We start from the raw sequence: 12642 nt of genomic DNA on the forward strand, positions 1-12642 counted from the left end.
GATCCAGGGCCGCATGAAAGGTCTGAATCGCTTCGCTCGCAATGACGACGGAACGAAGCCTGCCTACCGCTCGATCATCCTGTTCCAGCGCGTATTCCATTCCGGGCGCCTGGCGTTGATGACGTCCCAGTCGAGCGTGATCGCGCTCTTCATGTAGCCGTGGAAGGTCGCGAGCTTCTGCTCGGCCGCCGGCGTCGTGGCTTTCGCGGTGGTGTTGGACGGCACGATGTTGCCGGCGGCCAGCGCCTTGGCCTGCGCTTCCGGCGACAGCAGATAGGCGGCGAGCTTCTGCGCCAGCTCGGATTCGGAGTTGTTGGCGATGACGCATTCGGCGACCATCAGCACGACCGAGCCTTCCTTCGGCTGCGCGTATTCGACAGCGATACCCTTCTCCTTCAAGGTCGACACGGCGGTCGGCGTCAGCGGGAAGATCGCGGCCTCACCGGTCTGCACCATCTCGGAGATCTTGGCCGAGTTCGGAATGTATTCGAGCACGTTCTTGCCGATCGTGTCGGGAAACGCCTTGAAGCCCGGCTCGACATTGGCCTCGCTGCCGCCGTTGATGCGGTTGACCATCAGGAAGGCGTGCAGGCCGAAGGTCGAGACCGAGGCCGACTGGAAAACGACCTTGTCCTTGAACTTGGGATCGGCGAGATCGAGCCAGGAGGTCGGCGCCGCCCAGCCTTTCTCGTCGAACAGCTTTTTGTTGTAGGCAAGGCCGGTCATGCCGATGTCGATGCCGGCGGCGATGTCGTCCTTGAGTCGCGCGAACGGCTCGAGCTGGCCGAGCGCCTCGCTCGGCTTCAGCTTCTCGCACAGACCAAGGCCGGCGGCGCGGATCATCACGCCGTCGTCGAGAAACATCACGTGCATCTGCGGCTTGTCTTTGGCCGCGATCGCCTTGGCGAGGATCTCCGACGAGGTGCCGGGCACGACGACGATCTTGACGTCGTTGGCCTTCTCGAAGTCCGGAAACACCGCCTGCGTATAGGTGCGCTCGAAATTGCCGCCGTTCATGCCCACATAAAGCGTCTTGGTTTCCGCATGCGCGGCCGATACAGCGAGGATGAGTGCAAAGGCTGAGCCGAGCGCGGCGCGAGCATCGATCATGGCGAGGTCTCCTTCGATCCTGTCGTCATTGCTGCTTGAGAGGCATCGCCCGGCTGCGATGCAGGTGAGAAACGGGTGATGGCGAAAGGGACGATCGGCGTCGAGGTTTCGCCGTCGCGCACCAGCTCGGCCAGCACCTCGCCGACCCCCGGCGCGATCTGGAAGCCGGCGCCGGAGAAGCCGAAGGCGTGAATCAGTCCCGGCGTCGTCGCGCTCGGCCCGATCACCGGATTGCGGTCGGGCATCGTCGCCTCGGTGCCGCTCCAGAACCGAATCGCCTGGGCATGGCGCAGCGGGCCGAACAGCTCGCTGGCGCGCTGCATGATGGCAAGCACGCCGTCGCTGCGGGGGCGCGAATAGTCGGGATCGGCGAGCGGCGCGGCGCGCTCGCCGCCGACCACGACGTTGCCGCGCGTAACCTGCCGCGCATAGATGCCGCCGCCCTCGATGCCGATGTTGACGGTCAGGAACGGATCGAGCGGCTCGGTCACGATCATCGACGGATAGGTGCGCTCCAGCGGCACGGGCTCGTCGAACGCGCGCGCCAAGCCGTCGGCCCAGGCGCCGGCGCTGTTGATCACGGTACGCGTCCTGATGGCGACGTCACCGGCTTCCAGCGCAAAACCCTCGAACGTCCTGGTGGCGCCCGTAACCTCCGTGTTCTCCAGCACCTCGGCGCCGGCGCGACGCGCCGCTGCGGCGAAGGCGGTGGCGACCAGCCGTGGATTGGCGTGGCCGTCGCCAGGACAGAATGAGCCGCCCACGACGCCGCCCGCGATGCCGAAGCGCTCGTGCAGTTGATTGTGGCCGATCAGCTCGAGAGCGAGCCCGAACGGCGCGACCTCGGCGGCGTAGCGCTCCAGGCTCGCCATGTCCTCGGCGTTGCGCGCGAGCTTGAGATGGCCGGAGCGCAGGAACTCGCCGTCGATGCCGATGAGCTGCGCGAGCCGCGGCCAGATCGCATGCGCCCGCTGCGACAGCGGCAGTTGCTCGGGCGGACGGCCCTGGCGGCGCACGCCGCCATAGTTCACGCCGCTCGCCTGAGCGCCGCAGAAGCCCTTGTCGAGCAGCGTGACGGAGAAGCCCATGCCGCGCAGCGCCAGCGCGGCGGAGCTGCCGACCAGCCCGCCGCCGACGATCGCGACATCGCAGTCAATGCGCCGGGTCATGCCGCCTCTCGTCGATGGAAAGGCTGGTAGCCACCGGGATCGGCTTGATCGGCGCCTGCGCGCGCAGCCGGCCGACGGCGCCTATGTCGCGGCGTGTCTGCGCAGCCAAGAGCTCCGCGGCGGCCGCGCCGCACATGCGGCCCTGGCAGCGGCCCATGCCGATGCGCGTCACCGCCTTCAGGCGATTGATCTCGGTGAGCGAGAAATCCCTGATCGCGCGCCGCGCCTCGCCGGCATCGATCTCCTCGCAGCGGCACAGCAGCGTGTCATCGGCGATGTCGCCCGCCCAATGCGATGGATAGGGAAAGGCGGCTTCGAGCCCATCGCGCAGGCGATCGATCGTCGCAAGCGTACGCTCAAGCGCGGCAGCCCGCGCGGCATCGTGCGGCAGGCCGCGATCCTCCAACAATGCCAGCGCGGCCCGCTCGCCGGCGGCTTCCGCGGCATCGGCGCCGGCGATGCGGGCGCCGTCGCCGGCGAGGTACACGCCCGCGATGCTGCTGCGGCCACCGGCGTCGCGAACCGGACGATGCGCGCCGTCGCGCGCATCGAAGCGAAAGGCGCAGCCGGCGAGATCAGCAGCCTGAGTCTCCGAGCGCAGACCGAGGCCGTAGCCGACGCCGTCGCAGGTGATCGCGTGTTCGCGCCCGCCGGCCCGATAGACGATGCGCGCCACCCTGCTCTCGCCCTCGATCCGAAGCTGGGACACGCCAGACCGCACGCGCGTTCCGCGCAGCGTCAACTCCAGCGCCATGCGCAATCCACGCAGCACGATGCCCGGCGCGAGCGGCAACGCGCGCAGCAGATTGAGCTTCGCAGACAAGGGCGCCGCGTCGAGCACGGCGGCAACGTCGACGCCGGCCTTCATGTATTGCCAGGCGACCAGATAGAGCAGCGGGCCGGAGCCGGCGAACACCACGCGCCGGCCGATCACACAGCCCTGCGCCTTCAGCGCGATCTGCGCGCCGCCGAGCGTGAACACGCCCGGCAGGGTCCAGCCGGGGATCGGCAGCACGCGATCGGTCGCCCCGGTCGCGAGGATGAGCCCGTCATAGCTGACCCGCCGGCTGATACCCCCACGCAAGATGTCGGCCGCGCCGTCGCGCAGATTCCACAGCAGCGTGTTCGACTGATAGTCGATTGCGGTGCCGAGCGCCGCAAAGTCGTGATGCAGCCGCGCGGCCTTCGAAGCCTCCGAGCCGTAGCGCGCCGTGGCATCGCGGCCGTCGGGACTCAGCGGCTGGCGATAGATCTGGCCGCCGCAGGCGTGGCCTTCATCGACCACGATCGGCCGCAGGCCGGCCGCGACCAATGTCATCGCGGCGCGGATGCCGGCCGGGCCGGCGCCGACGATCAGGGGAGATGCGCGCTCAGCCATGGCCGCGCCCTCGTCGTGTGATGATGTCCATGCCTTCGGTAAGCGGCGTCGTGCAGGCGCGCAGCCGCTCGCCGCTCGCGAGCTGCACCCAGCAGTCCTGGCAGGCGCCCATCTGGCAGAAGCCGGCGCGCGGCGCGGCGGAAAACTCGCTGTAGCGAAGCCGGTCGACCTGGCAGAGCATGGCCGTCAGCACGGTGTCGCCGGCGCGGCCGTCGCAGGGCACGCCATCGATCGCGAAGGAGATGACGGCGCTGTCGTTGCGGACGAGACGATGCAACAGCGGCATGGTGTCAGCCCTGCCCCACGAGGATCTTGTCGAGGCCGAAGATGCGGTCGAGCAGCAGCATCGCCGCCGCCGTCACCGCGATCATCAGCGCCGATACGGCAGCCATCATCGGATCGATCGATTCGGTCGCGTACATGTACATGCGCACCGGCAGGGTGATCGTGGCGGGCGAAGTGATGAAGATCGACATCGTGAGCTCGTCGAAGGAGTTGATGAAGGCGAGCAGCCAGCCGCCGGTGATGCCGGGCAGGATCATCGGCACGGTGATGCGGCGGAACACGATCCAGCTGGAAGCGCCCAGGGTCACCGCCGCCTGCTCGGCGCTGCGGTCGAGGCCGGACAGGGCGGCCAGAACCAAGCGGAGCACATAAGGCGTGACGACGACAATGTGACCTGCGGTCAGCCAGAGCAGGCTGCCGGTGGCGCCGAGCAGCGCGAACAGCCGCAGCAGCGCAACGCCGAGCACGAGATGCGGGATCATCAAGGGCGACAGGAACAGCGCGTTCAGCGCCGCGCGGCCGCGGAAGTCGTAGCGGTCGAGCGCGAGGCCGGCGGCGACCGCGAGCACGACCGCGATCGTCGCGGCTGTCGCCGCGACCCACAGGCTGTTGAGGAAGGAGGCGACGAAATCCGGATGCGCGAACACGGCCGTGAACCAGCGCAGCGAGACCTGCGTGGTCGGCAATGTCAACGTGTTGGCCGGCGTGAACGCGACGAGGCAGATCACGATGAGCGGCGCCAGCACGAAGCCAGTGACGAGCGCATGAAAGACCAGGGCGATCGGGCCGTTGTGGCGCATGCCGCTCACCCCAACATCCGCCTGGCGCGCGCCTCGACGACGCGCTGATAGGCGAGCATGAGCACGAGGTTCGTGACCAACACCAGGATCGCGATGGCGGCCCCCAGCGGCCAGTTCAGCTCGTGCATGTATTCGTCATAGACCAGCGTCGCCGCCATCTTCAGCCGCCGGCCGCCGAGCAGCGCGGGGATCGCGAAGGCCGAGGCCGAAAGTCCGAACACCACCAGGCTGCCCGACAGCAGCCCCATCGTCACCTGCGGCAGCACTACGCGGCGCAGCGCCGTGAAGCGCGAGGCGCCGAGCGTCCAGGCGGCGGCCTCGACCATCGGATCGAGCTTCTGCAGCGAGGTCCAGACCGGGATGACCATGAACGGCAGCATCACATGGACGAGCGCGATGACGATGGCCGTCTCAGTATAGAGCATCCTGACCGTGCCGAGCCCGAGCGCACGGAAGGCCTCGTTGACGAGGCCCGTGGGGCCGAGCAGCATGCTCCAGCCAAAGGCGCGCACCACGACCGAAACCAGCAGCGGGCCGATGATCGCGAGCAGGAACGCCGAGCGCCAGGGCTCGCGCATGCGCGCCAGGATGTAGGCCTCGGGCGCGCCGATCACGGCGCAGATCAGCGTGGTCAGCGCGGCGAGCCGCAGCGTGCGCCAGAAGATATTGAGAAAGTAGCTGTCGGAGAGGATGCCGATGTAGTGCGCCAGCGTGGTCTCGTCCTTGACGCCGGTCGCGGCGTCATAGACGTGGAACGACAGCGCCAGGGTGAGCCCGAGCGGCACGACCACCAATGCGGTGAACAGCAGCGCGCCCGGCGCCGCCAGCAGCCATGGTGTCGTCGCGCGCGTGCCGCTCATGCCGACTGCGCTCCGTCGGGCTTCGACGCGCGTGCGCTGGCGCTGCTCCAGGCGAGACCGACCTGATCGCCCTCGCACGCCGGCTCCTCGCCCGCATTGGGCAGGGCGACGCCGATCAATCCGGCGGGCGTCTCCACGGTGAAGAACCAGGTGCTGCCGAGGAAGAAGCGCGCTCTGATGCGGCCATCGAGCACGCCGGCGCCGGGAGTTGTCAGGCCGATCTTCTCCGGCCGGATCGCGAGCACGGCGGCCGTGCCGTCGGTGAGGTCAGCCCCCTCGCACGGCAGCAGGCGCCCGCCGATCTCGACGCCGCCGTTGCGCCGCACGCCGGACAGCCGGTTCATCTTGCCGACGAAGGAGGAGATGAACGGCGTCACCGGATTTTCGTAGAGCCGATAGGGCGCGTCGATCTGCATGATGCGGCCCTGCTCCATCACCACCACGCGATCGCTCATCGACAGCGCCTCGCTCTGGTCGTGCGTCACCATGATCGTGGTGGTGCCGACGCGCTGCTGGATGCCGCGCAGTTCGAACTGCATCTCCTCGCGCAGCTTGGCGTCGAGATTGGACAAGGGCTCGTCGAGCAGCAGCACCGGCGGATCGATGACGAGCGCGCGCGCCACCGCGACGCGCTGACGCTGCCCGCCGGAGAGCTGGCGTGGATAGCGGTCGGCTAGCGCGGCGAGTTGCACCAGCGCCAGCGCCTGTTTGACGCGCGCCTCGCGCTCGGCCCTGATCACCTTGCGCATTTCGAGTCCGAAGGCGACGTTCTGCGCCACCGTCATGTGCGGAAACAGCGCGTAGCTCTGGAAGACGATGCCGAGGCCGCGGCGATCGGGCTTCTCGTGGGTGATGTCGCGACCGTCGAGCGTGATGCGCCCCGACGTCGGCTCGACCAGGCCGGCGATCATCTGCAGCGTCGTGGTCTTGCCGCAGCCGGAGGGGCCGAGCAGCGAGATGAACTCGCCCTTGGCGACGCTGAGATTGACGTCGCTGACCGCAGCGACATCGCCGTAGAGCTTCGTCAGACCGTCCAGCGTCAGGAAACCCATGCGTCCTCGCGCGGGAGGCTCCCTTCGCCATCAGCAGGGATTGCCGCCCTGGGGCTCTTTCATGCCGGCGGGCCACGCAGATGGTCAATCATATATTCCGATATCCTGAATTTTTCTGTCTAAAATTCTGATATATGAAATCTATGCGACGAATTTGACTCCATCATTCACCAGATCAGATGACGACAGCCGACACCGATTCGTCCTCCAGCCTTCGCCGGGCCCTGAAGCTGCTGCGCATCCTCGCCGAGGGCGACCCCGACGGGCTGCGGCTGAAGGACATCGCGGAGACCGCGGGCTGCAGCCAGCCGACCGCGCATCGCATGCTGCAGGACCTCGCCGCCGAGGGTTTCGCCGAACAGGCCGCCGGCAAGCGCTATCGCCTGGCGCTCGACTTCTACGTGCTCGCCGCACGCGCGGGCCAAGCCAGCGGCCTGCGCGAGGCGGCGCGGCCGGCGCTGCTGCGGCTGTCGGCGACCTTGAGCGACACGATCTTCCTTTTGGTGCGCAACGGCTTCGATGCGGTCTGTCTCGACCGCGTCGAAGGACCGTTTCCAATCCGCTCCTTCACCGGCGACATCGGCGGCAAGGTGCCGCTCGGGCTTGGCCAGGGCAGCCTCACGATTCTCGCCAACCTGCCCGAGGACGAGCAGGAGGCCGTGATCCGCTTCAACATCCCGCGCCTGCTCGATCGCGGCTTCCTCGACGAGGCCTCGCTGCGCAATGCGCTGGCGCAGGCGCGCGCGCAAGGCTGGGTCAATACCAGCACCGGCCTCATTCCCGGCATGGCCGGCGTCGGCGTGCCCGTGCTCGACGCGCGGGGCAACGCGGTGGCGGCGCTCAGCGTGGGCACGCTGGCGGAGCGGCTGAACGCGGACCGGCTGCCGCATGTCGTGAAGATCCTGCAGGGCGAGGCGCAGGTGCTGGCCGGCAAGCTCAACCCGTTCGACGTGGCTTTGCGCTATCCATCACGGAGCTTGAGCACGATCGGGGGGAATTAGTCCTTCTCCATCACGACCACCGTCATTCCGGGGCAAGGCCGCAGGCCTTGAACCCGGAATCCCGACGTTGCCTTGCGTTCGTTCCCAACAATCTCGAGATTCCGGGTTCAATCGCGCACACGCCGTCGCGTGTGCACGATTGCCCCGGAATGACGGTGAGTTGCTCGGCGCCGTGCAACTTACGTTAGGCGCTCAGGTCACCCACTCCGCGCGGATGCCGCCCTTCCCAACTTCGCGCTCGGGCTCGCGCCAGGCAAAGGTGAACAACCCCATCGGCTCGACCTGTTCGAGCTCATCGCGGGCAATGTCGCGCGCGATCACGACGATGAAGGGCGCCGGCGGTTTCTCGACCTTCAATTGCCGCGGCGGCGAGAACACCGTGCCGACGCTTTCGACCAGCAGCGGCCGCGGCGCCTCGTGGATCTTCACCAGGCCCTTGATCCGCAGCAGGCGCTCGCCGAGCCGGCCTGCGACATTGTCGAGCCAGCCGGCGAGATCGGCATAGGCGATCTCCGCCCGCGGGCGGACGAGGCAGAGCGCGAGGCGCGGATGCGCGGCGGTCAGATCAGGCGCGACCTCGCGCAGCGGCAGCGAAGCCGTGAGTGGCGCGAACGCAGCCGCTACGATCACGGCGCGATCGGCGTTGGCGATGGGCTCCGCGACAGGATTGAGCTGCGCAATCGAGACCGGCGATCCAGCCAAGGCGGCCGGCGCGAGGTCGGCCTTGGTCGCAACGATGCGGTGCGCTGCGGCCCATTGCGCCGCAGCCTCCTCAAATGCGGCGACGGCCAGCCCGCGCGTGAGGTCATAGGTTGCGATGACCGCAACGCGCATGCGATGCTCGGCGAGCGTTGCAAGCTGGCGCAGCACGGGGCCGGGCATCGACAGGCCCGAGGTCTCCAGGATGATCCGGCGCAACGTCTGCAGCCCATCCGGCCGCGGCGCCATGATCAGGCGGTCGATGGTGAAGGCGAGGTCGCTGCCGACCTGGCAGCACACGCAGCCGTTCGACAGCATCGCCATCGGCACGTCGTCGCCGCTCTCGCGCAACAGGACGCCGTCCAGCCCGACCTCGCCGGCCTCGTTGACGATGACAGCGGTGTCCGACGCCGTTTCCGCGGTCAGTACATCGCGCAGCAGCGACGTCTTGCCCGAGCCGAGAAAGCCGGTGAGGACGAAGAAGTCGATGCTGCCGACGCTCATGGTGCCGCGGCGTCCTTGTCTTTATCCTTGGCGGCGTATTTCTCCGGCACGTCGCTTTCCCAGCTCGCCTTAACGAGCTCGCGCACGTCGGCCAGCAGCTCCTCCGTGTCGTAGATGATGCCGTCCTTGATCGTGTATTTGAGGCCGCGGTGCCACTCGACCGCGTTGGTCGTGTCGTTGAAGCGCATCGCGCCGGTGCCATAGAGCAGCTTGAAGTCGGTCAGCGGATTGTGGTCGTGCACCAGCATGTCGGCGCGCATGCCGATGTCGATGGTGCCGATCTCGTCCTGCAGCCCGCACAGCGCCGCGCCCTGCGAGGTCGCCGAGCGGATCACCTCCAGCGGATGGAAGCCGGCCTCCTGCAGCAACTCGAGCTCGCGGACATAGCCGAAGCCGAAGATCTGGTAGATGAAGCCGGAATCCGATCCGGTGCAGACACGGCCGCCGCGGTTCTTGTACTCGTTGATGAACGCCATCCAGAGCCGGTAGTTCTCCTTCCACTCGATCTCGTTCTGGGTCGACCAGCGATACCAGTACGAGCCATGGCCGCCGCGCTGCGGGGTGAAGTAGTCCCACATCGACTTCCAGGTGTAGTCCTTGTGCCAATAGGCCTGCCGCGCGCGCATCAGGTCGCGATTGGCGTCGTAGATCGTGAACGTCGGCACGAAAGTGAAGCCGATCTCCAGGAACTGCTCCAGCACCTCGTTCCACTTCGCCGAGCCCGGCTCGGCGCCCTGCCTGAACATCTGACCCGATACCGAGAAGCGGAAATATTCATCGGTGTAGTTGTAGTCGAGCGGGAAATTCTGGATGACGCGATCCTCGAACAGCGCCTCCGGCAGGCCGTAATAGTGCTCCGCGCTGGTCAGACCCCATTTCGCCGTGGTCAGCGCGTTCATGCGCGACACCGCCATCTGGGCGTGGTGGCAGCCGGTGCGCAGGCCGAGCGTCTTGCACTCGTCGAGCGCGGCTTCCATGATCGCGGGCGGTGCGCCGAAGAACTTGATGCCGTCGGCACCGCGCTCCTTGACCTGACGCAGCCAGCTCCGGCCCTGCTCCGGCGTGTAGATCGTCTTGACCATGTCGTTGACGGCCGGAAAGTACGCATAGGCCAGCAGCCGCGGCGAGGCGATGCTGTTGTCGGCGGCGCGCTGCTTCTGGTCGAGCATCCAGGACAGGCCATTCATCGAGCCCATCTCGCGCACGGTGGTGACGCCATGCGCGAGCCAGAGCTTGTAGACGTAGTCGACCGGCGGCACCCAGCCGTTGGCGGAGTGATAGGCGACGCCGGCATGGGCGTGGCAGTCGACGAAGCCCGGCGTCACCCATTTTCCGCGACAGTCGATCTCGTGATCGGCCGGTTCGCCAGCGTTGCCGGCATAGCCATAGCCGACGACCTTCTTGATGCTGACGATGCGACCGTTCTCGACGATGATATCGACCGGCCCGATCGGCGGCGCCCCGGTGCCGTCGATCACGACGGCGCTGCGCAGCGCCAGCCGCTTGAATGGCCCGATGCCGCGATCCCTCGTGGTGGCCTTCGGCACGATCGGCGCCGCGCCCTTGTTCCTGATGAAGGCGAGCTCATCGCCCGGCAGCGTGGCTTGGTCGGTCATGAGCGCGTTTCCTCACTGTCATAACGTAGGGTGGGCAAAGCGAAGCGTGCCCACCCTGCGTCCGTTCCTTGCAACATGGTGGGCACGGCGCTGCGCGCCTTTGCCCACCCTACGATCCGTCTTCTCGTCATTGCGAGCGCAGCGAAGCAATCCAGGGCTCCAAGGAAAGGTCTGGATTGCTTCGTCGCTGCGCTCCTCGCAATGACGGCGTCTGCCGTCATCCTGCCCGATACTTCCGCGCGAACGCGACGCTGCCGAACACCGTGAAGGCCATGGTCACCGCCAGCAGCATGAAGGCGAGTGCGGCGCCCATCGGCCAGTTGTTGCCGCGCACGAACTGGTCGTACACGGCAGGCGCCATCATCTTGAATCGCGGGCCGCCGAGAAGCACCGCCGTTGCATAGGTGTTCATGCACAAAACGAACACCAGGATCGAGCCGGCGGCGACGCCGGGAACCGACAGCGGCAGGATCACCCGCCAGAACACGCGCGCGCCTGAGGCGCCGAGATTGGCGGCGGCATATTCCAGGTCGCGGGGGATGCTCTCGATGACCGCGGACAGCGTCAGGATCATGTAGGGCAGCACAACGGCGATGATGCCGATGATGACCGCCTTGGTCGTGTACATGATCTCCAGCGGCGCGGAGATCAGGCCGAGCTTCATCAGAACCGTGTTGACGAGCCCGTCGCGCGCGAACAGCGCCATCCAGCCGGCCGAGCGCACGACATTGCCGACCAGCAGCGGAAACAGGGTCGCGATGACGACCAGGCTCTTCCAGCGGCTCTCCATGCGGCCGAGCCAATAGGCCGCCGGAAAGGCGAGAATCAGCGTGAGCAAAGTACACAGCAGCGCGATACCCAGCGTGGCCAGGATGATCTGCTGGTAGTACGGATCGGTCGCGGCCTTGACGTAGTTGTCCGGCGACAGCGCCTGCACCATCAGCTGGGTCGGGCTGAACTGGTTGAGCGAGATCCGGAACATCAGGATCATCGGCCCGACCAGCAGCGCCAGGACCAGCAGACAGGCAGGAACGACCAGCAGCGCCATCGCGCGAGCTCCGATTGCAGATAAGCGGCGCATCAGCCGCATGCTCCTGCGGCCTGCGCCGCAGGAGCATGAATTCAAGACTTACGCCTTGAACTCCTTGTTCCAGAAGTCGAGCGTACGCTGCGAGCGCCCGGCGGCATAGGCATAGTCCGGCTTCAGCAGCCGCGCGCGCTCGGCCTCGGTCAGGCTGACCTGCTTGGCGAGATCCTCCGGCAGCGACGCATCGGTGACGGTCGGGACATAGCCCATCTTGTCGGCGAAGCCGCCCTGAGCCTTGGCGTCGAGCATCGCGTCGAGATAGGCGAAACCGCCGGCCTTGTTCTTGGCGTTCTTCGGCACCGCGGCCTGGAACACGATCGCCGGCGTGCCTTCCTTCGGCACGACATGGGCGAGCGGAATGCCGGACTTCTTCCACATGAAGCCGCGGGCGAGCCACATCGTGGTCAGCCACACCTCCTCCGACTTCAGCGCCGCGGCCAGCGCCTCGTTCGACGGATAGATCTTCACGTCGAGCGAACGCCATTCCATCAGCTTCTTCTCGGCCGGATCGAGATTGCTGACGCCGCCGCCGCCGGCGAGCGCCGCGGCCAGCGTGTTGTTGGGATAGAGGATGTCGGCGAGACCGATGCGGCCGCGCCATTTCGGATCCCACAGATCGGCGAAGGATTGCGGCGGCGTCTTCACCTGGTTGGTGTTGTAGAGGATGACCTGCGCCGAATAGATGTGCGGGATCGCGATGTCGCTCTTGAGCTCCGGGAACACCTTGTCGAGCCGCTTCACCTGGGCTGCATCGACCTTTTCGAACACGTCCGACTGCGACACGATGTAGGTATCGTTGTCGGACAGGCACGACACGTCCATCGAGCCGCGGCGACTCTGTCGCTCGGCCAGCAGCTTGGTCTTGCGCGGATCGGCGTTGGCGACGTCCTGCACGATCTCGAACCCCTTCGGCGTCATGATCGGCTTATCGATGATGTCGGAGAGCAACTGGCCGTAGTCGCCGCCCCAGGTGCCGACCACGACCTGTCCGCCTTCGGCGCGGGCAGTGGGCATGCCGGAGGCCAGCGCGGCGACGCCGGCGCTGGCGGAGAGAAAATGTCGTCGCGAAATCATGGGAGAA

The 12642-nt window shown here is 67.0% G+C and carries 12 protein-coding genes; 1 reads left to right on the forward strand and 11 read right to left on the reverse strand.

Going from position 1 to position 12642, the window contains the following annotated elements; all coding sequences use genetic code 11:
- Positions 1-63: 63 nt before the first annotated feature.
- The 7 genes from QW887_RS28985 to QW887_RS29015 are packed head-to-tail and all read right to left on the reverse strand — an operon-like array spanning position 64 to position 6654.
- Complete coding sequence (locus QW887_RS28985; RefSeq protein WP_316171625.1) at positions 64-1110, reverse strand: ABC transporter substrate-binding protein; 1047 nt, start codon at positions 1108-1110, stop codon at positions 64-66.
- A complete protein-coding gene (locus tag QW887_RS28990) occupies positions 1107-2279 on the reverse strand; it encodes an FAD-dependent oxidoreductase (protein WP_316195601.1) in 1173 nt (390 codons plus the stop codon). Before QW887_RS28990 ends, QW887_RS28985 begins: the two co-directional genes overlap by 4 nt.
- Entirely contained in the window at positions 2263-3657 is a 1395-nt protein-coding gene (locus QW887_RS28995) for an FAD/NAD(P)-binding oxidoreductase (protein ID WP_316195603.1), read from the reverse strand. The genes QW887_RS28990 and QW887_RS28995 overlap by 17 nt, the downstream gene beginning before the upstream one ends.
- Positions 3650-3943 (reverse strand): (2Fe-2S)-binding protein, encoded by a 294-nt coding sequence (locus QW887_RS29000; protein WP_316195605.1) that lies wholly within the window; start codon positions 3941-3943, stop codon positions 3650-3652. The genes QW887_RS28995 and QW887_RS29000 overlap by 8 nt, the downstream gene beginning before the upstream one ends.
- Before the next feature lie 4 nt (positions 3944-3947).
- Entirely contained in the window at positions 3948-4742 is a 795-nt protein-coding gene (locus QW887_RS29005; RefSeq protein WP_316195657.1) for an ABC transporter permease, read from the reverse strand.
- Positions 4743-4747: 5 nt separating this feature from the next.
- A complete protein-coding gene (locus tag QW887_RS29010) occupies positions 4748-5602 on the reverse strand; it encodes an ABC transporter permease (protein ID WP_315713566.1) in 855 nt (284 codons plus the stop codon).
- Positions 5599-6654 (reverse strand): ABC transporter ATP-binding protein, encoded by a 1056-nt coding sequence (locus QW887_RS29015; RefSeq protein WP_315713567.1) that lies wholly within the window; start codon positions 6652-6654, stop codon positions 5599-5601. The genes QW887_RS29010 and QW887_RS29015 overlap by 4 nt, the downstream gene beginning before the upstream one ends.
- A 179-nt stretch (positions 6655-6833) precedes the next feature.
- Here QW887_RS29015 and QW887_RS29020 point away from each other — a divergent pair, with 179 nt between their 5' ends.
- Positions 6834-7655, forward strand: coding sequence for an IclR family transcriptional regulator (locus tag QW887_RS29020; RefSeq protein WP_315713568.1), 822 nt, complete (start codon positions 6834-6836; stop codon positions 7653-7655).
- A 192-nt stretch (positions 7656-7847) separates the two neighbouring features.
- Here QW887_RS29020 and QW887_RS29025 read toward each other — a convergent pair whose 3' ends face one another.
- From QW887_RS29025 to QW887_RS29040, 4 genes are all read right to left on the reverse strand, one after another.
- Positions 7848-8858, reverse strand: coding sequence for a CobW family GTP-binding protein (locus QW887_RS29025; RefSeq protein WP_315713569.1), 1011 nt, complete (start codon positions 8856-8858; stop codon positions 7848-7850).
- Positions 8855-10474 carry an amidohydrolase family protein gene (locus QW887_RS29030; RefSeq protein ID WP_315713570.1) on the reverse strand — a complete coding sequence of 540 codons (1620 nt, stop codon included), beginning with the start codon at positions 10472-10474 and terminating at the stop codon, positions 8855-8857. Before QW887_RS29030 ends, QW887_RS29025 begins: the two co-directional genes overlap by 4 nt.
- Positions 10475-10691: 217 nt before the next feature.
- Positions 10692-11522, reverse strand: coding sequence for an ABC transporter permease (locus QW887_RS29035; protein ID WP_315713571.1), 831 nt, complete (start codon positions 11520-11522; stop codon positions 10692-10694).
- An 81-nt stretch (positions 11523-11603) separates the two neighbouring features.
- Positions 11604-12635: a PotD/PotF family extracellular solute-binding protein gene (locus QW887_RS29040; RefSeq protein ID WP_315713572.1), complete on the reverse strand. Its 1032-nt coding sequence runs from the start codon at positions 12633-12635 to the stop codon at positions 11604-11606.
- Between the last annotated feature and the right edge of the window lie 7 nt (positions 12636-12642).

This window comes from Bradyrhizobium sp. SZCCHNRI3052 (genome assembly GCF_032484895.1).
Lineage (GTDB): Bacteria > Pseudomonadota > Alphaproteobacteria > Rhizobiales > Xanthobacteraceae > Bradyrhizobium.